At 41.3% G+C, this 24276-nt stretch carries 18 protein-coding genes; 16 read left to right on the forward strand and 2 right to left on the reverse strand.

Annotated elements, in window-relative coordinates:
• Positions 1 to 310 precede the first annotated feature (310 nt).
• The 16 genes from proB (at position 311) to ACQ4KW_RS01000 (ending at position 21576) form a co-directional block, all read left to right on the forward strand.
• On the forward strand, positions 311 to 1438 hold the full coding sequence (gene proB, locus ACQ4KW_RS00925; protein ID WP_430884679.1) for a glutamate 5-kinase: 1128 nt from the start codon (positions 311 to 313) through the stop codon (positions 1436 to 1438).
• A gap of 2 nt (positions 1439 to 1440) precedes the next feature.
• Positions 1441 to 2682, forward strand: a complete 1242-nt coding sequence (locus tag ACQ4KW_RS00930; RefSeq protein WP_430884680.1) for a glutamate-5-semialdehyde dehydrogenase — start codon at positions 1441 to 1443, stop codon at positions 2680 to 2682.
• A gap of 111 nt (positions 2683 to 2793) precedes the next feature.
• A complete protein-coding gene (locus ACQ4KW_RS00935; RefSeq protein ID WP_430884681.1) occupies positions 2794 to 3426 on the forward strand; it encodes a flagellar brake protein in 633 nt (210 codons plus the stop codon).
• Position 3427: 1 nt separating this feature from the next.
• Positions 3428 to 3907 carry a hypothetical protein gene (locus tag ACQ4KW_RS00940; RefSeq protein WP_430884682.1) on the forward strand — a complete coding sequence of 160 codons (480 nt, stop codon included), beginning with the start codon at positions 3428 to 3430 and terminating at the stop codon, positions 3905 to 3907.
• Positions 3908 to 3942: 35 nt separating this feature from the next.
• Positions 3943 to 4617, forward strand: coding sequence for a response regulator transcription factor (locus ACQ4KW_RS00945; protein WP_430884683.1), 675 nt, complete (start codon positions 3943 to 3945; stop codon positions 4615 to 4617).
• Positions 4618 to 6429, forward strand: coding sequence for a sensor histidine kinase (locus ACQ4KW_RS00950; RefSeq protein WP_430884684.1), 1812 nt, complete (start codon positions 4618 to 4620; stop codon positions 6427 to 6429).
• Positions 6430 to 6441: 12 nt separating this feature from the next.
• Entirely contained in the window at positions 6442 to 7980 is a 1539-nt protein-coding gene (locus ACQ4KW_RS00955; protein ID WP_430884685.1) for a hypothetical protein, read from the forward strand.
• A gap of 291 nt (positions 7981 to 8271) precedes the next feature.
• Complete coding sequence (locus ACQ4KW_RS00960) at positions 8272 to 9030, forward strand: transglycosylase SLT domain-containing protein (protein WP_430884686.1); 759 nt, start codon at positions 8272 to 8274, stop codon at positions 9028 to 9030.
• A gap of 414 nt (positions 9031 to 9444) precedes the next feature.
• On the forward strand, positions 9445 to 10494 hold the full coding sequence (locus ACQ4KW_RS00965) for a peptidoglycan-binding domain-containing protein (RefSeq protein ID WP_430884687.1): 1050 nt from the start codon (positions 9445 to 9447) through the stop codon (positions 10492 to 10494).
• A gap of 147 nt (positions 10495 to 10641) precedes the next feature.
• On the forward strand, positions 10642 to 12996 hold the full coding sequence (locus tag ACQ4KW_RS00970; protein ID WP_430884688.1) for an ATP-dependent DNA helicase: 2355 nt from the start codon (positions 10642 to 10644) through the stop codon (positions 12994 to 12996).
• Between the two features lie 426 nt (positions 12997 to 13422).
• Complete coding sequence (locus ACQ4KW_RS00975; protein WP_430884689.1) at positions 13423 to 14703, forward strand: radical SAM protein; 1281 nt, start codon at positions 13423 to 13425, stop codon at positions 14701 to 14703.
• A 197-nt stretch (positions 14704 to 14900) separates the two neighbouring features.
• Positions 14901 to 16172 carry a hypothetical protein gene (locus ACQ4KW_RS00980; RefSeq protein ID WP_430884690.1) on the forward strand — a complete coding sequence of 424 codons (1272 nt, stop codon included), beginning with the start codon at positions 14901 to 14903 and terminating at the stop codon, positions 16170 to 16172.
• Positions 16075 to 17268 (forward strand): glycosyltransferase family 4 protein, encoded by a 1194-nt coding sequence (locus ACQ4KW_RS00985; RefSeq protein ID WP_430884691.1) that lies wholly within the window; start codon positions 16075 to 16077, stop codon positions 17266 to 17268. The genes ACQ4KW_RS00980 and ACQ4KW_RS00985 overlap by 98 nt, the downstream gene beginning before the upstream one ends.
• On the forward strand, positions 17237 to 19174 hold the full coding sequence (locus tag ACQ4KW_RS00990; protein ID WP_430884692.1) for a Crp/Fnr family transcriptional regulator: 1938 nt from the start codon (positions 17237 to 17239) through the stop codon (positions 19172 to 19174). The genes ACQ4KW_RS00985 and ACQ4KW_RS00990 overlap by 32 nt, the downstream gene beginning before the upstream one ends.
• A 21-nt stretch (positions 19175 to 19195) precedes the next feature.
• Entirely contained in the window at positions 19196 to 20068 is an 873-nt protein-coding gene (galU, locus tag ACQ4KW_RS00995; RefSeq protein WP_430884693.1) for a UTP--glucose-1-phosphate uridylyltransferase GalU, read from the forward strand.
• 236 nt (positions 20069 to 20304) lie between these two features.
• Positions 20305 to 21576, forward strand: a complete 1272-nt coding sequence (locus tag ACQ4KW_RS01000; protein WP_430884694.1) for an MFS transporter — start codon at positions 20305 to 20307, stop codon at positions 21574 to 21576.
• Between the two features lie 101 nt (positions 21577 to 21677).
• Here the strand turns inward: ACQ4KW_RS01000 and pepV are convergent, their stop codons facing one another.
• The gene (pepV, locus tag ACQ4KW_RS01005) at positions 21678 to 23063 is read right to left on the reverse strand and encodes a dipeptidase PepV (protein ID WP_430884695.1); all 1386 of its coding nucleotides are present in this window, start codon (positions 23061 to 23063) and stop codon (positions 21678 to 21680) included.
• Between the two features lie 112 nt (positions 23064 to 23175).
• A complete protein-coding gene (locus tag ACQ4KW_RS01010; RefSeq protein WP_430884696.1) occupies positions 23176 to 24276 on the reverse strand; it encodes an NADH:ubiquinone reductase (Na(+)-transporting) subunit F in 1101 nt (366 codons plus the stop codon).

Consider the following 24276-nt stretch of genomic DNA (forward strand, 5'->3'; position numbering starts at 1 on the left):
TCACCCGGTGGGTGTTCGTCGTTTCTAAATACAGTATAGCACAATGAGTAACAAATACAATATTAAAATCATTACAAATTGAAATGATAACACTCGCAACTCTCTTGAGAAATGATAATGATTATCAAGACTTGCAAGCACTGGCTTATAGATGGTCTAAGGAGAAAGTTTTCTTGAAAAGCTTAAAAGTATACTTTTATAGTATTCTTACAAAGGACTGTAAATTTAATGGGAACTATGCATGTTTATGCTAGGCAGGTCTGTGTAAATCGTATATAATGTAACAAAATTGTAATGAGGAGTGAAAAAAATGAATAAGCAGACAATCATGAAAGATGTCCGCCGCATCGTGGTGAAAGTGGGAACTTCCACTCTAACCTATGACACTGGACTCCTCAATTTAGGTCGAATTGACAAATTGGTGAAACAGCTGTCGGATTTGCAAAATAGCGGACATGAGATTGTATTGGTAACGTCGGGCGCCATCGGCGCAGGTATGGGGAAACTCAGACTGCACGAAAGGCCCAAGACTTTACCCGAAAAGCAGGCCGCTGCTGCAGTCGGTCAAGGTGTTTTGCTTCATATGTACCAGAAATTTTTCTCAGAGTTTGGGAAAACCATCGGTCAGGTTCTTCTGACAAAGGATGATTTTTCTGATAGAAGACGATTTATACATGCGCGAGATGCGCTTTTTCAAATGCTACGTCAAGATGTTGTTCCCATCGTGAATGAGAATGATGCTGTGGTGGTGGATGAAATCAAAGTAGGAGACAATGACACTTTATCGGCTCTAGTGGCCAGTCTTATAGAAGCAGACCTGCATATTATTCTTTCCGATGTGGACGGTCTATATACAGATAACCCCCATACAAATCCAGAGGCTAGGCGTCTTGAAATCGTGGAGACCATTGATCAGAAGATTCATGACATGTCTGGTGGTGCAGGCACCAAGCTTGGAACAGGTGGGATGGCGACAAAGATAAATGCGGCAGAAATATCAACAGCTGCCGGTGTCAATATGGTCATAGCGGACGGCAGTGTGCCAGATGTCCTCAATAGGATAGTGTCGGGGGAAGAAATGGGCACTCTCTTTCTGGGGCAAAAGGAAAAAATGAAAGCCAGACAGCACTGGATCTCTTTTGGGAGTCGTGTGGAAGGTCATATATATGTAGATTTAGGTGCTGAAAAAGCCCTTCTCAATAAAAAGAGCCTCTTGCCATCGGGTATGACAAAGGTGGAAGGGGCATTTTTAAGAGGTGTGGCTGTGGAAGTTGTTTCAGCAGATGGCCATGTTATTGGCACAGGTATAACAAACTATGCCGCTGACGAGCTCAGGCATCTGATCGGTGTGAAAACAGACCAAATAGAAGAAAAAATCGGTTATAAGGACTATGATGAAATCATACATGTGGATAATATGATTTTAAGGAGGACATAAAAGTGGATATTCGTGAAATGGCGAAACAAGCAAGAGGGGCTTCTCGAAAACTTGCCGTGCTAGGGACGAAGGAAAAAAATCAGATTCTCGAAGCCATGGCCGTGGCTCTTGACGCCCGAAAGAAAGAAATCTTTGATGCCAATGCCCTTGATGTGGCTGCGGGAAGAGAAAATGGCTTAAGCAGTGCCATGATTGATCGTCTTATTATAAATGAAGAGAGATTAATAGGGATGCAGGAAGGTCTTCGAACTATGATCAGTCTCAGTGACCCAGTGGGTGAGGTTGAAAGTGGGTGGAAGCTTGAAAACGGTATTCACGCGTCTAAGGTTCGCGTGCCAATTGGTGTTATTGGCATGATTTATGAGTCAAGACCCAATGTGACTGTGGATGCATCAGGCCTGGCCCTTAAATCAGGCAATAGCATTATTTTAAGAGGGGGCAAGGAAGCTCTTGAAACCAATAAAATCTTAGCGACTGTTTTAAATGATTCTGGTATTGAGGCAGGTATGCCACAAGGGGCCGTTCAACTCATTTCGAGTACAGATCGTGCTCTTGTAAAAGATCTGGTTACAATGGACGATCTGGTAGATGTGATTATACCTAGAGGTGGCAAGGGTTTGAAAAACGCCATCGTTGCGCAAGCCAGTGTGCCTGTTATTATAACTGGAGCTGGTATTTGTCATATTTATGTTGATAAGGATGCAGACCTAGAAATGGCACTTCCTATAATAGAAAATGCCAAAATTCAGCGCCCGGGTGTCTGCAACGCTATTGAAACCCTCCTCATTCATAAAGATATTGATGCCAAGTGGATAAAGTCCATGATTGTGAGTCTCAAGTCCAAGGGGGTTGAAGTCTTAGGATGTGAAAAAACAAGGGCTTTAGCCCACGATGTTGGCTTGGCTGTTCAAGAGGATTGGGGCACAGAATACCTCTCTCTTAAAATAAGCATTAAAGTTGTCGAGGACATAGAGGCGGCCATGGAGCATATTGAAATGTATGGCACAAGACACTCAGAGTCAATTATTACGGAAAATATAAATGCAGCAGAATTGTTTTTAAATGGGGTGGACGCTTCGGCGGTTTACGTAAACGCTTCAACGCGATTCACCGATGGCAGTGTTTTTGGATTTGGCGGAGAAATTGGAATTAGTACACAAAAGCTCCATGCACGTGGGCCAATGGGACTTCATGCACTGACAACCACCAAGTACATTTTACGTGGACAAGGACAAATCCGATAGTATAAAATCAAGTCAGGGCGCTGAATGTTTCATGGTTCAGATGCCCTTTTTTTTTGCCTCTATTTCGAATACAATAAGAATAGGGTAAGAAATACGGAGGGGTCAAGCGAAGTGGACGATATTTTAAGAGTGGGACAATCTATAGAAATAAGGGAATACGGGGTGGATGACGCCCCTAAATATAGAGCCAAAATTCACGATGTGAAAAAGGAAATACTGGAAATTGAAATACCTGTGGTGGGCAGTGGTGCCCTTTCCATGAGAAGTGGCACATTTTATGAAATTATATATTATAAAGATGACTCAGTCTTTGTTCAAAAGACAGAAGTGCAAACCCGGTTTATGTCTGGAGCCATTGTCTGTGCCAGGCTGGTCATTCAGGGGGAGGCAAAGAAGCACAATAGAAGAAAATATTTTAGGTTGCCCGTCTTAGTGGAAGGCTATTCAAGAGGTGGGCGAAAGCCTTTTTCGGAGATGACGACAACCAATTTAAGCGCTGGCGGTATACGTTTTGTGACTCTTGAGAAGTACAAGGCAGGTCAATATATTCAAATTCGGATCACCCTAGGGGAAGACACACTGGACTTGCTTTGTCAGGTCATTCAGTGCTCCAATGTAAGAGATTCAATAAGACGTTTTGATGTCAGGGCGAAATTTGAAAAGATATCCACTAGGGAGGAAGACCTTATTTTGGGGTATCTATTTGAACAGCAGAGAGTCATGAAAAGGAAAGGATTGGCCTAAAATGAAAAAGGCTTTAATCGCTATACTGCTTTTTGTCATTGCCTTAACGGGGTGTGCCAAAAAGGCAGCGCCTGAACCCGAGATTGAGGATGTGCCTATAGAAGAGGAAATTCCTGAAGCAAAAGATGTTGAGAATTTACCTGAAGAGGCTTTTAAACGTGTTAGGTACCATATTCAGGAACAACTTCTGGTTTTTGATGCATCTCGTTTTGATGAAGGGCTGATGCTGGCTGTTCGAGAAGAGATTAACACAGGCCTTGATAAAGAGCAGGCCAAGTCTATTGTGGACGAGACCCTATCGGGCTATATGGATATGTGGAAACGAGAAATAGTTACAGAAAGTCTTGAATTTCTTGTAGGAGAATACTCCCGAAGGGATTTTGAAAAACTTATGGAAGACACATCCAATAAACAAATTAAGAGTATGGTTATTGCCTATGTCCTTGAAAAGCTTGAACAAGAGGGGTATCAGTTTGAGTGAATTTGCGGATGGGATTCATTTGCGAGGAGTTAAGAATGTATACAGTATTGATTGTTGAAGATGAAAAAAGAATGCGAGAAATCGTGACCACGTACTTTGAATCAGCAGGTTACAATGTCCTAGAAGCTTCAAATGGACTTGAAGCCATAGATTTATTCGAAAATGAAACAGTGGACTTGGTCCTGTTGGATATAATGATGCCACAAATTGATGGATGGACTGTTTGCAAGAGACTGCGCACAAAGTCAGACATTCCGATTATAATTATAACCGCACGAAGTGAAGATGAAGACAAGTTGCTTGGATTTGACCTTGGGGCGGACGACTATGTCACCAAACCCTTCAGTCCAAAAGTCTTGGTGGCTCGTGCAGAGGCCCTTCTCAAACGTGCTCAAGGGCGGGTCAGTGGCGATGAAGGCTTGATAAAGGCTGGCGAAGTCACTGTAAACGTCAATTCACGTGAAGTCCAGATTTGCGGCCAGTCCATTAACCTTAGTCCAAAGGAGTATGATCTCCTTCTATTTATGATGAAAAACAAAAACAAGGTCATGACTCGAGAAATGATACTTGACCAAGTTTGGGGATTTGACTATTTTGGGGACCTGCGGACGGTAGACACCCATGTTAAAAAGTTAAGAAGCAAAATGAATGGCTCTGCGGGGATGATCAAAACAATTATTCGTGCAGGGTATATGTTTGAGGTGAAGTAAATGCTGCGTGGAGGAATTTCAGCCAAGGTTTTTGCACTCATGCTAGCGATCTTCATTGTTTTTATCACAGGGGCCCTCTATATGCAGACGGCCTTTTTTGAAAACTTTTATACGACAAGAAAAGCAGAAGCGCTCGATCAAAAGATGGAGGGCTTTAGTGCTTTGTATTCCGATTCAGACTGGACAACACGCCAACTGCGGCTCAATACAACGGCCTTTGAAAGAGCCAATGGGGTTCGTATGGCCATTGTGGATGAGTCAATAAACATGTTGAATGATGAAACCTACTATATGCTTGTTGAAGACTATTCTGGTGTTGAAGTCAGCTTGGAACTAAATGCGTCTCTTAGTGATCAGGAATTTAGCCGGATCAAGGACATTCAAATGGGTGCTGAAATTCACGCGGAAGGCTTCCTTCTTGGGAAGGTGGAAAGTCTACACATGTCTCCAGTTCGCCTTGTGGTCGGGGATGAAGTCATAATTGACTATAAGCCGGTTTATGGCTATGACGGCTCCAGTGATAATCTGGACCGGATTGCTGGGCGCATGAAAGCTTCGAATCTCCCAACGGAAGAGGCCATTATCAAGGGGGTTGAAAGTCATGCCCTGTGGTCAGTTGTAGATTACTGGAACAGGCACTACAATATCAAAACGGCTTCCAACATGAAGGGGCAAAAAGAAGAGCTTATGGACAATCCTGAGAAACAAGCCTTTGTGTTTAGCGAGCCCATCTCTCGTGAGCGCTACTTGACCCGGGTTTATCCAATGAAAAAAGGGGATCAGATTCATTATGCTTTTGTTGTGGCATCCCAACTTCCCATACTTGAAGCTGTGGAAACCTTGAGTTCTTATTATGCCATAATTGTTCTCGCAGCTATCATTATGAGTGTTTTTCTAAGTTACTTGGTTTCCAGAATTGTGACAAGGCCCCTCCTAAGAATCAATACCATTGCGGGGCAAATGGCGGACCTTGATTTCAGCAACTATATTGAAGTCAGAACGGATGATGAAATTGGTCATTTGTCGCAAAGTCTCAATACTTTGTCCATGAATCTTCAAAGCAATATGGAAGAACTGAAGTTGGCCAATGCTCAACTTCAAAAAGATATAGAAAAAGAACGGCGCCTCGAGACCATGCGGCGGGAGTTCATAAGTGGTGCTTCCCATGAACTTAAAACTCCAATTGGCATAATACAGGGCTTTGCAGAAGGCATTAAGGATGGGCTTGCCCAAGGCAAAACGGACTATTTTGTAGATGTTATTCTCGAAGAAGCGGACAAGATGGATGCCCTTGTAAAAGATATGCTAGATCTTTCCCGCATAGAACATGATCCCAACAGCCTTGATCTTGAAATCTTTGAATGTGGGGCGTTTGTCAGATCTATCTGTGAGAAACTTGAGCCACAAATTATTGAGAGAGGCATGGATTTAAAATTAAGTGTTGAACTTGACCCAACCTTGGTCTATGCGGATCGGCGTCGTATGGAACAGGTTCTAACAAATGGACTCAATAACGCCATGCGGTATTCCTATGAGGGTTCAACAATACAAGTTAAGCTCAGTGAGGGTCGTCAGGCTGTACGGATCACAATTGTCAATCCTGGTGATCCAATACCGGAAGATCATTTGGCCCATGTATGGGATCGTTTTTATAGGGTTGATCCCTCAAGAAGTAAGGCCAGCGGTGGCTCGGGACTCGGTTTGTCAATTGTGCGTGAGATCCTTGTTCAGCATAATGTGGACTTCGGAATTTCCAATACAGATACAGGCGTCTCATTCTATTTTGAAATGAAGAAAGACAGATCATTCTAGAAAAGGTGGATTATGAATCAGATGAAAAAACAATTTATAGCATTCGTCTTAGCATCGTCATTCATGTTTCTCCTGAGTGGATGTTCCGAGTCAAATGAGATAGGTTATAAGACTCAAATTGAATACAAAGAACAATACTGCAAGGCTTTTAATGAAGCTGTGGAGAGTTCTAATCCAACCATAAACACCATATCTGTGATAGAAAAGTGTAAAAACAATCTGGATCAAGAAACATTCACCAAGTATGTATTAAGGTATGAAAAGCTTTTAATAGAAGAAAAAGCAGAGTTTAGCAACAAGATTTTTGATAGGGGCAATCATGAAGACCTCTATTCCTATTTTCCGAATAGATTCAATAAAAGTGGTATTGAAAACATAAAAGAGCCAGACCTTAAGGCGGTACTACTAGACCTTGTCCGCTCTGGCTATACCTTGGAAAAGTCAGATATGGGGCTGTATAAAGTTGAAATTGACTATGAAATCTTAAAGCGCTTTGAAGGGCATATTGCTAGGGAGGCCACAGATTACTTTGAGCTGATGGCTTTAGAGAAGCAAAAACCTTTAATTGATGAAAACGGCATTGTGGGCGACCCTGTAAAGGCCATGGAAAGGTTAATGAAGTATGATCTTTATATCAACCGTTATCCTAAGTCACAAAGACTTCTCGAGGTGAGCAACATTGCCAATGAATATTTACTTGCCATGGTTTTTGGCTATGAGGACAATCACCCCTACGATGAAAGTGACCTCATCAAGCCTGTCTACTATGACATATATTTAGAAATTGCCTCTTATAAAGAAGAAACACTTATGACAAAATTTATTGCAGGTTTGGTTGAGGCCTTAAACGCATCAGACAGGTACTGGACAGAAGACGTTTACAACTATATTATTCACTATCCTGAGTTTTATAGAAAACGGTATCTAAATTCAAGCGTCTATCCGGATGCCTTTGTAGATGTGGCCTATGGATGGACAAGCACGGATAGCTTGTATTACTATCCAGTTTTCAGTGGTATTACAGATCGGGCTGAAGAAGGGAAACTAAATTTAATGGCTCGATCTATTATTGAAAAGCGCATGCTTGGTCAAGGCTTTGATGGCATGTACACAGGTGGAAGCTATATCTGGAGTGACTTCGAGTTAACCTTTAATAGAAGAAACTGGATTTCTCTTCGTATAGATATTTACACTGAACAGGCTGATGAATCGTATTACTGGACAACCGAGGCCCTCAACTATAACTTGAAAGAGAAAAAGAATATTAGGCTTCGAGATGTGGTCGGTGATCAAGCGGGACGAGACTATATAAATAACAAGGTAAAAGCATTTTTCGAAGAAAGTCGTACGTATTACGCAGTTTCCTTAGAGGATTTTTATAAAAATTCAAACCCTGATTTCTACTTGTCAGATACAGGAATCTATATATTAGTGCCTGTAAACATGAATACAGAAACGACTGAACGGGTTGTTGAAATATTCATACCATTCGAAAAATTCAATACAAGTGTGGAGTATATATACAAAATTCCAGAGCAAAATATGGAATGATCATATGGTGTCAATAGGCCTTGAGTGTTGAAAATACTAGTTTTGAATAGGTAAAACAGCTTTGATTGGAAAGCGTTATGTATTTTACAGGCTTGTGTTTTTGTTCAAAATAAGCTTGAAGGATAAAAAAAATGTGATATAATCGCTAAGGTATAATCGATAGTCCGAAAAAATTCGGGCTATCTTTTATTTTATTATAGATCTTCTAAAAGCTCATATAAGAGCAAAATAAAAAGAGAAAATGAGACGGAGGTTTTAGCCTCCTGGAACTCTAGAAAGGTGTGAACGGTCATGTCAGATATGAAAAGGATCATGATCCTAATCGTAGGCGTTCTGACCGGAATAGCCGTCGGGGTCAGCGGTACATTTTATTCGGTAAAGAACCGCATTGACGTTTTGGAGATGAAAGCAAATGAAGCGGAAACGCTCGCTATAAAATCCGACAAGTACGAAATGGAAATTGAATCAATGAGTCAGGAAATGGAGCGACTCAAAAAAGAAGTTGAAGAAAAAGAAGAACTTGAAGCAAAAGTGAAAAGAATTGAAGAGTTCATTGATCTGGATTCTTACACAAATGAAGACCTGGAAAAGGCCAAAGATATTTCACTGGAAACACCACTTGACTTCAAGACGTCCCTTATACTAGTGGATTATGCAAATAGATACGACCTTAAAGTATCTCTTCTGCTAGGCATCATGGAACTTGAAAGTAATTTCAATCAATATGAAGTGGGAACATCTCAAGACAGAGGCTACATGCAAATTATTCCTCCAACGGAAAAATGGCTGGCCAATGCCTTCAAAGATGAACTTGGATTTGAATATGATCCAGAGCGCATTTATGAACCAGAATACAATATTGGGCTTGCTGTGGTTTACTTAAATACACTTAAAACAGCTTATGGAAGTAATTACAACCGTATTTTGTCGGAGTATAACCGTGGTCCATACAATCTCCAAAAATATTATGAAAAATATGCGACGTATGAAACAAGCTATTCCCGCGTTGTGTTGTCTAAAGCAAATAAGTATTTAGCCTACAACGATTAGAACAAATGAAAAGATAGAACAAATGAAAAGAACGTTTAGACCTCCAAAATTATATTTTGGAGGTCTTCTATTTAGTGACAATAGATAGACGTTAGATAGACACTAGATAGACATTCGTTAAAATGAAACAATGATCTACAACAGACAGCCTTTTGTGGAAAATGAAAGGGAAAGAAAGTCTAATATTAAGTCGAAAAAAGTCGAAAGGTTCACAAAAATGTAACCTTTTTACCTTTATCTTACTGGTAATTCATTTTGATATACGATATGATATACCTGCATGAAAATTTGAAACAAGAAAATACATAACAGAAACTTGTCCAGTTCTAGAGCGCTTAGGAAACAAAAATAAAAATCCACGCGCGGGCAAGGATTATTGAAAACTCATATAGGTTTATTTTAGGGAGGCTAACATTGAAGAAGGTTATGGCGCTCCTCGTGCTCGGAGTTTTGTCTTTGGGTATGGGGTCATTTGCGTGGGCAGAAAACGATGAGGCAAAGACTGAAATTGAAGTGTTAAAGGCGCTTTATGAAGCGGGTTATTACACTGTATCAGATGAAGAACTGACGGATGAAGAAAAAGATGCAAATGCTGTGAAGGCCTTCGAAGCTGAGTGGGGCTTTGAAGAGGATGGTGTGGTTGATCAAATTGTCGTGGATAAAATGTTGAGCATAGGCATGCTCAAGATGAGCGATATTGAAACCAAGGACTACACATTCTCAAAGTCATATTATAAAATAGGTGACAGACACAAGGATGTGGCTGTCATTCAAAGAGCACTTTATAAGAGCGGCTGGCTGAGTGATGATTCCCAGATCAGCGGATATTATGATGCAGCCACTGTGGATGGTGTTAAGGCTTTTCAACAGTTTTTTGAACTTGATGTGGATGGGATTGTTGGTCCGGCCACTTTAGAAATTATGGCTTCACGCGGTTTAACAATCATTGCTGAAGAAGTGACGGTGAGCCGTAGTGTGTCAAGAGTTCAGCACGGTGAGTATTTGAACTGGTGGTCAGACGTTAAGGGCAAGATCATAGACCGTGGAACAGAACTGAGAATACGTGATATATATACAGGTCTTGAGTACAATGTTATGATGACGTTTGGTGGCAACCATGCAGATGTTGAAGCCATGACAGCGGAAGACTCTAAAATCATCAAACAGACATACGGCGGTGACTTTAGCTGGGGCAGACGACCGGTCCTAGTTTTTGTAAACGACCGGGTCATAGCAGCATCTATGTCAGCTATGCCACACGCAGGTCGCGATGACAAGCCAGCGGAGGCCCTTGTTTATAATAGAAGTCTTGGTTATGGCTATGGCTACAACCTAGATAAAATTAAGAACAACGACATGGATGGTGTATGTGATTTACACTTTGCAGGCAGTACAAGACATCTTGACGGACGTCAGGACAGCAAGCATCAGGCTGCCATTCGCATTGCAGCTGGTTTACAATAATCAGATTCAAACGAATGACTGGTATCCCGTGAGTGACTCAAACAGTGCTCACGGGATTTTTTAGTGGCATGAATTTACATATCCAACCCGAACATATGTTATTATATAAGAATATAATACGCCGAGATATAAGGGGAGGCGAAAGACATGAAACAGACGATTTCAGTTAGAAATCTTGTCGAGTTTATAGATAGAAGCGGAGATTTAGACCTTCGATTTCAAGGCAGAAGCTCTGCGGTAGAAGGCACCAAAACCCACCAGTATATCCAGTCTCAAATGGGGGCTGATTACCAGGCGGAGGTCATGCTGAAAAAAAGTATTATCCTAGAAGGTGTTGAGCTGACTGTCCAGGGGCGTGCAGATGGTATTTTTATTGATGCGGGCATCACAATGATCGATGAAATCAAATCTTCTACAAGAGAATTAAGTGAAATAGATGATGCAGGTGTTCCTGTCCACTGGGCACAGGGAAAATGTTATGCATACATACAAGCTTGTGATGATGGGGCCCATCCTGAAGATGAGTATGGGGTTCAATTGACATATGTGAAACAACACACATATGAAACAAAGAGAATAGAGCAAGTGTTTACATTTGAGCAGTTGGAAGCCTTCTTTGAAGAAACTGTGGATCGTTATATTCAGTGGCTTTATGAAAGAAGAGACTGGTTAAGGTGCCGTGATAGATCCATTAAATCAGCAGAATTTCCCTTCAAGAACTACCGTAAAGGCCAGCGTGAACTTTCTGTGGCTATATACCAGACAATACGTGGAGGTCAAAGAGGCTTTTACCAAGCCCCTACAGGCATAGGCAAGACCATGTCTTCTCTTTTTCCAGGCATAAAAGCCCTGGGGCAGGGATTTGCAGACCGCATATTCTATTTAACGGCTAAAACAATCACACGTTCAGTGGCACAAAAGACAGCGTCACTTCTTGAAGAAAGGGGCATTCGCTTAAGACGTTTAACGCTTACGGCTAAGGATAAAATATGCTTCGAACCCGAAAGTGCCTGTAATCCAGATGAATGTCCCTATGCAAAGGGTCACTTTGACCGGGTCAACGAGGCCATTTGGGACATAATGGGGACGATGGATGCCTGGGAAAGGGAAAACATTGAAAGTGTGGCTATGAAACACCGCGTATGTCCCTTTGAGTTTTCACTTGATCTGGCCCTTTGGGCTGATCTTGTCATATGTGATTATAACTATGCCTTTGATCCAAGGGTATATTTGAAACGCTTCTTTGATGAGAGTTCAGATGACTATCTATTTTTGGTGGATGAAGCCCATAATCTAGTGGATCGGGCTCGGGAAATGTATTCGGCAGAATTATCAAAGGAAAAAATCATGTCGGTCAAGCGGGCTGTGCCCAAATGGAACACTTCTCTTATAAAGGCCCTGGAAAAAATGAATAAGGTCTTTTTAGAGTGGAAAAAAGACTGTGAAAAAGATGGATATTTTGTGGATTATAATCCACCAGATGCCATTTATCCACAGGTGAGAAAATTCCTTGAGCTGACGGAAGACTGGCTTCTTGAAAATCAGAAGGCTGACTGTTATGAAGAGGTGTTAGATCTCTATTTTGATGCCATGCGCTACATGCGTATTTATGAAATTTATGATGATTGCTATATATGCCTGTATGAGCAAAATGGAAAAGATATTCGTGCAAGAATGTACTGTATAGATCCATCTTTCAACTTATCGGAAAAACTGAAAAATGCTCGATCAGCTATATTTTTTTCAGCAACCCTGACACCGCTCAAGTATTATAGACGGATTCTTGGAGGTTTAGAAGATGATCCTATAAGGGCTTTTGATTCCCCATTTGACCCTGGTCGTCGCCTTATGATGCTTTCAAAAGGTGTGAGCACAAGATTAAAGGATAGGGAAAGGAGCATGGAAAGGCTCATACAGTATATTGAGAGCTTTGTGGAGGGGCATAAGGGCAATTACATCGTCTTTTTCCCATCCTATAAGTACTTAAACACGGTTTATGAGAGCCTGGAAATGCGAATGCCCCATATAGACTTTCAGATTCAAACCACAGAAACGTCTGAAGAAGAACGAGAAGACTTTCTTGAGGCCTTTCAGCCCGACCGAAAGGACACACTGGTGGCGCTTTGTGTTCTGGGGGGGATTTTCTCAGAAGGTATAGATCTACTGGGAGACCGACTTACAGGAGTCTGTGTGGTTGGAGTGGGCCTGCCCACTGTGAGCCTTGAGAATGACCTTATTCGGAAATATTTTGATGAAGAGGAATCGGCCGGTTTTGCTTTTGCGTATGCCTTTCCAGGCATTAACAAGGTCATGCAGGCTGCAGGGCGTCTGATACGGTCAGAGGAAGATGCTGGACTCATTCTTCTCCTAGATGACAGGTATACCAACCGCTATTATAAAAACATGCTTCCCCATGACTGGCAACCAGAGTTGCTTGAATACCAGGAGATGCAAGAAAAGGTCAAGGGATTTTGGAAGACCATCAGATCCCGAGTGATATAAGTTCACTAGGGATCTTTGCGTGTAAGGGCCTTCATGATAAAGACTTAAAAATCATGTCAATTAAAGGTCTGAATGTGAAAGAAGACTGAAAATTCTGTTAAATATTTTGTATAATAATTTTGTCTTACATATCAACTTGAGGGAGGGGAAATAATGAAGATTATTAAAAAAGGCAAAAAAGCTCAAACAGATCGTTGTTATTATGCTCACTGCGTAGAGTACTGGATGTAATGGTCTGAAAGCAATTAGAAAGCTCGCTTTCTAATTGCTTTTTTAATGCATGTGGCGCCTTCAAAGTGACATATATATTTGATGGCTATGCCAGATGAACTTTTACTTGGCAAGCCTTTTAATGGAATAATATTTTTTAGGGGAACCAATGACTAGGGCCCGTATAGATGTAGATAAAACTGGGAGAGAAGCATAATGAAATTGAAACCATCTAAATTTAATACACTTGTTTCCATTGATGCAGACAACACCTTATTATTTAATGCAAAGAACACGTCCTTTGTGGTCCTTGATGAGAAGAACCGAAGTATTTTAGATGAGACGGACCATCTTGAAAAATATGAAAAAGAAGTAGTGGAACACCTGATAGACATGGGGTTTTTAGTGCAAAGAGACATTGATGAAAAGCGGGTGTTGCAGTTTGAACAAAATAAGGCAGCATACAGGAGTGACACCCTTTTTATGACGATTGCAGTGACCCTAGACTGCAACATGGCCTGTGCCTACTGCTATGAGGATAAAACAGGCCAGTTTATGAATGATGAGACAGCTGGAGCCCTTGTGGAATTTGTTCAAACCCAGATGGCTGATTACAAGCGACTGCATGTCACTTGGACTGGTGGGGAGCCATTGATGGCACTGGACACAATCACAAGCATGAGCCAAAAGTTCATTTCGCTTTGTGAGACCACATCTTGTGACTACTACGCGTCCATTATCACAAATGGTGTCCTCCTTGACGAAGGCACCAGTAAAATATTGGGGAGAGACTGTAAAGTTCGTGATTTTCAGATCACGGTGGATGGTATGGCAGAAACACATAATAAGCGCAGGCTCATGAAGGACAAGTCCGATAGCTTTGATACAATCGTTAAAAATATCAGAACAGCCCTGCCCTATTCGGCCATTACCCTGCGAATGAACCTAGACAAAGAAAACTCAAAAGAAAGCTCAGATCTTGTGAAGTTTTTTTATGAGGATGAGGGCTATAAAGATCACCCTGGCTTTATGATTTCCATTAAGAATGTTAAGTCAACCAGCGGTTACGATAGTCATTGCTATAGCTGTCATGATTTTTTGCCACTCTATGAAGGGCTCATGCCGGAATTCTTAGCATCAGAAAAAATAGAAAAGTATTTTCCGAAATCAACAAATATGGCTTGTGGGGCGCAGTGTATGGCTTCTTATGCCGTTGACCCAGCAGGCGATTTATTCAAATGCTATGAAGAAGTGGGCAAGCCAGAGCACAGGGTGGGAACCGTATTTACCGACATAGATGTCAATAAACGAAACTTAGATTATATGTTTATGCCCCTACCTGAGGCCTGTGAGGACTGTAATGTCTTGCCCCTTTGTCAGGGCGGGTGTCCGATAGCAAGGATGGAAAATGGAAATGAACCCATTTGTAGTCCGGCTGCCAAGACGCTGGAGACTTACTTGCGGCACTATTATGACCAGTGGTTAAAAGAGGAATAGAGATGAAAAGTAATGTGTGGTTGGGCAAGGCTTCAAAAGTGCTTGTCCAACCACATTTTTTATATTTTTGCCCCCTTATGAAGGCAATAGAATAACTATTTACTTTGACGTCCGAACAATTATTAATGTTAATTCTAAGTTAATTCGGGTATACAGAGTACACGTTATGCGAAAAAAATATTAAGGAGGGTAGTAATATGAATATCTCATTCGGAATGATTACAAAGGAAATCACATCCGCAGAGCCATTAGACGAGTTTCTGGACAACGCAAAAAGATATGGACATGAAATATACAGCGTTGTTATCGCCCACTCTGGAGCCGCCAATCCAGACGCCATTCGAGAAATCGAAGAGCGTGTCCCAGTACACCTTGTAAAAATCAATGAAGCGGATGAGATGTGCAGCGCCCTAGAAGAAATCGGTATGTCAAAAGAGGCTATTAAAACCTTGGTGACATGCGAACACTTAAACGACTCTGGCCTTGTTGGTTACGGTAAAAACCGTAATAATGTGCTCATGAAAGCCATGCTAACAGGCTCAGATATACTTATATTTGTTGATACAGATGTGTATCCGAAACTTCTAGTTGAAACGGTCAATGGTGTTGTCAAGCAAGAAATTGACTTCATAGGGGAACATATGAAGTACCTCTCTATGGATTCTGTTATGATCACAACCAGTGACTACTCTGGTTACTACATTATCCCACCAATGAATTTTGATGGCATGGGGCACTTGTTTAGAGGGCTTCAAAAAGATAATGTATGCGACTTCTTACAAGCTGGCATGGAACACCACTGTTTTGTTCCAGCCAATTATCCAGACAGAAAGCCTTTTACAACCAATAAAATACTCGGGGGCAATGTTGCCATGAAGCTCAGTATTTTTGAGCATGTTCTGCCATTCTTCTCATCTATTTATGAGGTGGATGGAGAGAAATACTTAACAAGGGGAGAAGACACCCTTCTTGGCCTGGAACTGGAAAGGTCAAAAACATTAAATTGCATGGATATTGACCTTAGAATTTTCCACAACACATACGGTCATTACCCTCAAATTCCAGACGTCATAACAGATGAAGACATTAAGAACAGATTCTATTATGCATGTATGGGATGGATTGGTAGAAATCCATTCTTGAACTGGATTTCAAAACGAGATGTGAAAGAAATGCACCAGATGCAGAGAAAAGCCCTAGAAGTGGGTGCGCCTGCAGTGGCTAAGTATCTTAATGATGATAGATTTCTAAAATTACCAGAGGCCCTGGATGCATCTTATGAACACCTGGACACGATGATCGAACAATACCATGCAATGTCAAAAAGTTGGAAAGAGTTTATCGCAAAATATAAGAATTGGAGGGACGAATATGAGAGTGCTCATTATGAATCACTTTCCACTGGAAGGGTCCGGCAGCGGCATTTACACGATGAATCTGGCCAAGGAACTGAGTGGGCTCGGCCATAAGGTAAAAGTGGTATATCCGGAGCTGGGTGAGAAAACTTACGAGGGATTTGACAGCAGAGTGTTACTCTTTTCTGATGGCACACAAAATCGTCCTGATTTACCATATAACTTCCCTTGCTTCACATCACATCCAAGAAGCAATAACACCTACTACAACCTTTCAGACAAGCAGCTAAAAGACTATGTTGATCTGTTTGTAAAAGTGGCAAAAGAAGAGGTGGAAAGTTTTAAACCGGATATTATCCATGCCCAGCATTTATGGATCACACCTTATGCAGCGGCACAAACAGGCGTGCCTTACATTGTTACGGCTCATGGGACAGACCTAAAAGGTTTTGTAAAGGATAAACGGTATCATCCTTATGCCCTTGAAGGCGCTAAACACGCCAAGAAGATCATTACCATTTCAAAACAGGTTCACGCTGAAGTGAAAGAACTTTATGGTGCACCAGAAGAACAGTGCGAGATAGTTATGAACGGATATGATGAAAATCTCTTTGTGAGAAAACCCGACTTAAATGTCGAGTCTGTTCTAAAGAGCTTTCATATTGAAAAAACATCTAAGCATATTGTTTCTTTTGCAGGCAAACTGACCCACTTTAAAGGCATAGATGTGCTTTTAAAAGCAGCTAAGCATTATGAAAAAGACATAGGGGATGTTATGACCCTTATTGCAGGCAATGGTGAGCTCTATGACGAGCTCAACACTTTAAAACGAGACCTGGGTCTGAAAAATGTTCATTTTCTGGGGCATGTCAATCAAAATCAGCTTGTTGATTTATACAATATTGCCGATGTCTCCACAGTGCCTTCAAGGACGGAGCCTTTTGGACTGGTGGCTATTGAAGCCCTCGCGTGTGGAACACCGGTTGTGGGAACCAATCAAGGTGGTCTTCCAGATTTTATTACAGAGTCAGTGGGGACCCTGGTGCCCGTTGAGGACGACCTGGGATTAGCGGATGCTATAACACATGAAATTCAAAGAAAAGATAAGGCAGAGCGGGCCGATGCGTGTGCCCAGTATGCCCTGAAATATTTTTCGTGGAAACACTCGATAAAATCGGTTGAAGCGCTTTACAAATCACTTGTCGGGTAAGAATGCTTATAAGAGGCTTGATGTGATGCATCAAGCCCTCTTTGATTTTACAAATTCACAGGACGGGGTAAGAGCCTGTTATGAAAACTTGAAGTCTGACATACAGTCAGAAGATATGGGTAGGAATAAAGACACTGGAAAGGAGCGTATCAACATGAATATCAGTATGGTCATTCCAACATATTGGTCAAGAAAGAAAGAAGATCCCTGGCATGAAGGGGACGCCGTCTACGATCATCCGACACCAATTGATGGAGAGGACACTCTTGGACGAACACTGGAGAGCATTAAGACCTTAAAGAATCAGAATTTTAAGCTTATAATTCCTGTATGTCCAACCACAGATGACATTGAAGATGAGGCGGAAAGACGTGTAAGGGAAATTGTAAAAAACGCAGATCTTGATATTGATGTGTACTTATTTACACAAAAAAATCTAAGAAATATAAAGGCCTTTTTGAGGGAGAATGGACTTAGCGAACGGGCTAACGAGTTGTTGAATCAAAAGGGATACTCAAATGTAAGAAACATATGTCTGTACACAGCCCAATTACTTTCTTCAGACGTGACAATCCTCATTGACGATGATGAAATTTTTGAGAACACCGAATGGGTTGACATGGCCACCGAATATATAGGCAGAAGAATTTATGGCAAAGGCATTTATGGTGTTGCAGGTTATTACTTAAATAAATATGATGAATTTTATGATGATGTGGACATAGTGCCATGGATGACATACTGGAACCGATTTGGCTCAAAGACAAAGGCGTTTGATAAAATTATCGGTTGTGATCCAAGGTTGAAGGTGACACCATTTGCCTTTGGTGGAGCCATGGTCATTCATAAGAACCTCTTTAAGATGGTTCCTTTTGACAGCGCTGTTACACGTGGTGAAGATATTGACTATGTTCTCAACTCCAAAATGTTTGGCTTTGACTTTTTCCTAGACAATAAGCTGAGTATAAAACATCTTCCACCTAAGAAAAACCATCCAATTTGGAAGCGTTTTAGAGAAGATATATACAGATTCCTCTACGAGCAGGCCAAAATAAACTCCCAGTATGAAGTCAATAATATGAACCGGGTGACACCGGAAGATTTTGACCCTTACCCAGGTGATTTTATGAAAGCAGATCTTGAAGATAAAATTTTCAAGACAAACATGTTGCTAGCTCTTGAGTATCTTTCAGAAGGCAATGTGGAAGGGTGCAGGGAGTCCATCCGAAATGTTTACCTAAGCAAGTATGAAGCCTTGCCAAAAATAGATCCTTTTACAGAATACCGTAAAAAGCAAAAAGACTGGACCAAACTCATTGACATGACAATCCAGCATAGAGAGGTTCTGCGAAGAGAAGCGGAAACCAACAATGTCTCAAGGGTTATATACAATATTGATTATGAAAAGTATGCCAATATATCAAAACGTGTGATTGTGGAAAACCTACGTAAGTTCAGGTCGTTTGAACGATTCACAGACACAGAACTGGCTCGACTTGCCCAAGTGACGGAAATGAAAGCCTTTAATACAGATGAAAGACTCTTTAAAGAAGGCAGTGACAGTCTCCAGTTATTTATGGTCTTAAAGGGCTGTGTTCGTATTGTGAAATACAATGAAAAAGGGGAGGAAGTCCGCCTAGGGACAGTGTGTAGCAACGGTGTCATCGGTGAAACTTTCCTTGTTCAAGAAAAGACAAAATATAACTCCACTGGGCTGGCCAGTGAATTTGTTGAAGTTTTAACCATTTCCAAGCAGGATTTAGAGCACCTCATAGCGAATGAACCAGACTTAGGGAATAAACTTCTAATGATGTTTATTGACGCCCTTTACTTTAAGCTAAACAATACAAATATAGCTTATAAAGAACAAGTTCAGCAAGATTCTAACCTATCAGAAATGAACTAATGGAGTATAGTGGAGGTTATAATGAAAGTTAAAAAGGCAGTTATCCCTGCAGCGGGATACGGCACACGCTTTTTGCCAGCAACGAAAGCGCAGCCGAAGGAGATGTTATCCATTGTTGATAAACCAGCTATTCAGTACATTGTTGAAGAAGCGGTGGCTGCAGGTATCGAGGAAATTCTAATAATCAATGGTCGTAATAAAGAATCCATTGTCAACCATTTTGACAAGTCACCTGAGCTTGAAAATGCCCTTGAAAAAAGTGGAAAAGATGAGTTTTTAGAACTGGTACAGTCCATTTCTGGCATGGCAAATGTACACTTTGTCCGTCAAAAAGAAATGAAGGGACTGGGACATGCCATTCACTGTGCCAAAGCATTTGTGGGCAATGAACCATTTGCAGTTCTTTTAGGGGATGACATTGTTTACAATGATGAAAAGCCTTGTCTGAAACAACTAACAGAAGTTTATGAAGAAAAAGGTTGTTCGGTGGTTGGTGTTCAAACTGTTGACCCATCACAAGTTGACAAGTACGGCATTATCGCAGGGGATAAAATTGGTGAGCGAACATATAAGCTGACAGATATGGTTGAAAAACCAGCTGTTGATGAGGCGCCATCAAATGCGGCCATCCTAGGACGATATATTTTAACACCTGAGGTGTTTGGTCATTTAGAGAATACGAAGCCAGGTAAGGGTGGAGAAATTCAGTTGACCGATGCCCTACATTCCCTTTTAAAGGAACAAGGCATTTACGCTTATGACTTTGAAGGCACTCGCTATGACACAGGAGATAAGCTTGGTTTCTTAAAAGCCACTGTGGAGTATGCCCTTCGTCATGATCAAGTGAAAGATGGTTTCAAGGCCTATATAAAAGACATGGCAGCAAAATTATAAGACACCCTATGGTGTATAAAAAACAGGGCTCATGTAGAATGATTGTGTTCATCAATCATTCTCATGAGCTCTTTTTAATTTAAAACATTCATTCATTTTCAAGTCAAGACCTTTGAAAAGTATTCAGATTCATTAAACGTTAATGGTATTTTAATGTTACAAGTGTTTTGAAAAGGTATACTCATACTAGAAGTTGATATTAAGTTATGGGTTATGAGGAAATGGAGATGTCAGGAATGGATTTTAGTCTGCTTAGAAAAAAGTCATTTTTCTTATTATCATTTGGTAGTTTTGTCTCCCTAATGGGAACATTGATACAGCAGTTTGCTCTCTCGTTATATGTTTTAAACACAACCGGTTCGGGGGTTATGTTTGCAACTGTCATTGCTGTTGGAACAATACCGAGGCTGGTCTTGGGTCCATTTGGTGGTGTGCTGGCGGATAAGCTGGATAGGAAAAAAACTTTTGTCAGTCTTGATATTTTAAGTGGCTGTCTGACACTGATTTTTGCAGTTCTTTTTTACATAAAGGGTTACTTGAGTGTGGGAGAAATAATTATATATGTGGTTTTGATACAGGTGATCAATGCATTCTTTGAACCAGCAATCGCCACAGTTGTACCATCCATTTTGGAAAAGGAACAGTTAATGGGAGGCAACGCCTTCCTATCAACCATGCGTCAGGTGGCAAATGTCCTATCACCGCTTGTGGCAGGTGTCTTGTATGGTCAATTTGGTTTAACGGCTGTAATGCTTGTGAATGGAATTAGCTTTCTCTGTTCGGGTTTTAGCGAAATGTTTATAGAAATGCCTAAAATGGAGCTTACTCAAGATAAGATGAGTATAAAATATGTAATGGATGAGTTCCAGGTTGGTTTGAACTATGTGAAAAAATCAAAACTCGTGATTGGAATACTGTTTTTAGGCACCTTTGTAAATTTTGCTTTTGGTGGCATGTTTAGTGTTCTTTTGCCCTATATGTTTCTTCAAAAATTTGGTGTGAGTGAAACGCAATATGGTTTATTCAGTTCAGTGATCTGTATAGGTATGGTCGTCGGCCCTGGCGTTGGGCTTTTATGGGATAGATTCTCTACGACAGAAAACATTATTTCTAGGGCAATGTCCCTGACATCCCTTATGATGGTCGGGCTCGCCTTTTATACCAGCGCTTTTGTACCGCAGTACTACCAGACACCAATCCCACTAATGATTGGAACCGGTGTCTTTATGTTTGTCGCGAGTGTGCTAATTTCCATTATCAATGTTTGTATAGCCACACATATTCAAAAAACAGTCCCTCTTGAAATTTTGGGACGTGTGGGCAGTGTGATTTCTACACTTATCATGGCATCCATGCCAATTGGACAAATGGTATTTGGAGCCATGCTGGAAGTGATAGATCCATCAACAGCATTTTTAGTGACAGCTTTATTCGGTTTCGTTGGTGTGGGTGGTTTTATAAAACTCACCAGAGAACCTGGTCAAGGCATGTCTAAAAATGCAGCCTAATGTCTGACTATGGCCCTGTAAAAGGGGTTGAAATGCAAAGAAAACCCCATGCCTGGCCTTAAATATTAGGTCTAGACATGGGGCTTTTTAGCAAAATTAACTTACCGTGTTAGTTTGTACAGGGCATTGGCATAAATTCTTGTCATGGTTCTAAGGTCTTCGATTTCAATGTACTCATTCTTTTGATGTGCAGTCTCTTCTTTTCCCGGGAAAAGTGGCCCAAAGGCAACTGCATTGTCCATTGAACGGGCATAAGTGCCCCCGCCGATTGTTATCGGTGGTGTGGCGTCACCAGTGACTTCTGTATACGTGCCCATAAGCGCTTGTATAAGTTCATGGTCAGGTGGCAGGTATATTGGAGCCATATGTTCATGTTTTTCTATTTGAATTTTTGTAAATTCTAAGGCCTCTTCCATGCCTTTATAAACTGTGTCGACATTTTCTGTGATTGGGTAGCGAATGTTGACACTAATACGTCCCTCATCTTGTCCAAAATCTATCTCGCCAACATTAAAGACCAGTTTGCCGTATTCGTCTTCAAGGTCACAACCGATATTTTGACCATTGTAGTCTAGACCGATCAGACGGGCATAGTCGCGAACAAAGTTGGTCACGTCACCAATTTGAAGGTCTAAGTAGTTTAAAAAGTCCATTAAATATGAAATTGCATTCTTTCCGCTTTCAGGTGTGCTGCCATGAGCCGAAACACCAAAAGACTGGATAAGTGTTACACCATTTTCTTCAGTCATCTCAAGCTTGCCATCTTTGTCTTTGTTGTAAGCTTCAAGGATGTGGCTGATAGGCTTTGTCACCTTCAAGTGGGCTTCTGCATAATCTGGAACCATATTCGGCGCATTGCCACCTGCAATTTTAAGTATTTCTATGCCTCCATCAGGCAGTCTTTCTTCAAACTTTTTAACAAGGTCAAAAATGAGAATGCCCATTTCACCATGAATAGCAGGAAAATCAGCATCTGGTGTGAAACCCATGTGGGGTTTTTCTTCTTTTTTAAAGTAATAGTTAATGCCTTCCCATCCCGTTTCTTCATTTGTGCCTAGTATAAGGCGGACGCGCTTGTTGACAGGTACGCCTGCGTCCTTTAGAGCCTTCATAGCATAAAGTGCAGAAACAGCAGGGCCCTTGTTATCAATGGTGCCTCGACCGATGATCTTACCGTCGACCAAAGTGGCGCCGTAAGGATCGTAGTCCCAATTAGACCCTTCAGGCACAACATCGAGATGGGCTAGAACGCCGATAAGTTCTTCGCCCTCGCCAAACTCAATATGGCCACCGTAGTTATCCACGTTTTTTACGGTGAATCCCATGTCTTGTCCAAGTTTTAGTGTGTATTCCAGGGCATCTTGGACACCCCTTCCAAAAGGCATGTTGCCTTCAGCCGGTGCCTCCACGCTTTTGATTTGAATAAGGCCTTGAATGTCCTTGACCATGTCGTCCATGACTTGATCGATTTGATTTTTAAAATCCATATGTATTCCCCCTTCTGCCTCTATTTTAGTATGAACCTTTTAAACAGTGCAAGACCGCCAGAGACAACGCGTCTAAAAATTCATAAACGCTTGCTTGGCGGTCTGTTTTTATTTACTCGAACTTGTCGTAGTAAATGTGTTCTTCAGGCATACCCTTGGCCTGAAGTTTTTCAACGACAGAATCAATAACTTTTGGACTACCACAGAGGTAGGCCTCCTTGTCAGAGCCATCTTCAATATACTTTTCGATGAGGTCAGTGACACGGCCATCATCGCCAGTCCAATTGTCTTCCTCTTTGGCTCTGGATAAACAACATTTGAGTTCAAAGTTTGGCATAGTCTTTTCAAGGTCTTTTAGAACATCCATCATATAGAGGTCTTCACCTGATCGAGCACCAAAGTAGAAAGTCACTTTTCTATCAATTTTCTCTTCATTCATGTATTTGAGTATGGACATAATTGGTGCCATACCTGTTCCTACAGCCACCATAACCATTTCCCTGTCACTATGCTGATAATAGAAATCACCAAATGGTCCCACCACAGTCAAATCGTCATTTAGTTTCAAGTGTTGGTGAATGTAAGTGGTGCAGACGCCTTCAGGTACATAGCCAATGAAGAGTTCAACCGCCCTATTGTCAGATGGGGATGATGCGATGGAGTAAGCCCTGTAGACTTCTTCGTCATTCCCCTTATATGTTGGCGTAAGGATCTGAATGTACTGTCCAGGCTTAAACTTAATTTCCTTGTCCTCAGGCAGTTCCAGTCGAACATGTTTAATTTTTGGAGTCACTGTTTCAAGTTTTGTCACTGTATAGTCATACTGCTTAACATTAAAGAGTTCTTCAGGAATTTCAATTTTAATGTCCTCTTTTACCTTAAGCTGGCAAGATAGGCGAACGCCCTCAGCCTGTTCTTCTGGAGTCACGTAGCCTGCCTCCGTTGGTAGAAACTGACCGCCGCCTTCTTTTACATGGACCTTACAGTAACCGCAACTGCCTTTACCGCCGCAGGCCGATGGAATAAATATTTCTTCTGAAACCAAGGTGGAAAGCAGGGTGTCCCCGCCATCAACCGTATACTCTTTTTCATTATTAATAGTCAATTGTTTCTCGCCGTAGTCTCCTATGGTTCTATTGGCCAGTGAAAGGAGAAGGGCAAGAACGCCGGAAATGCCGGAAATAACGACAACCTGCGTAAGTATTACTGTCAT

The organism is Tianxiuia mixotrophica (genome assembly GCF_050596425.1).
Lineage (GTDB): Bacteria > Bacillota > Clostridia > Peptostreptococcales > Acidaminobacteraceae.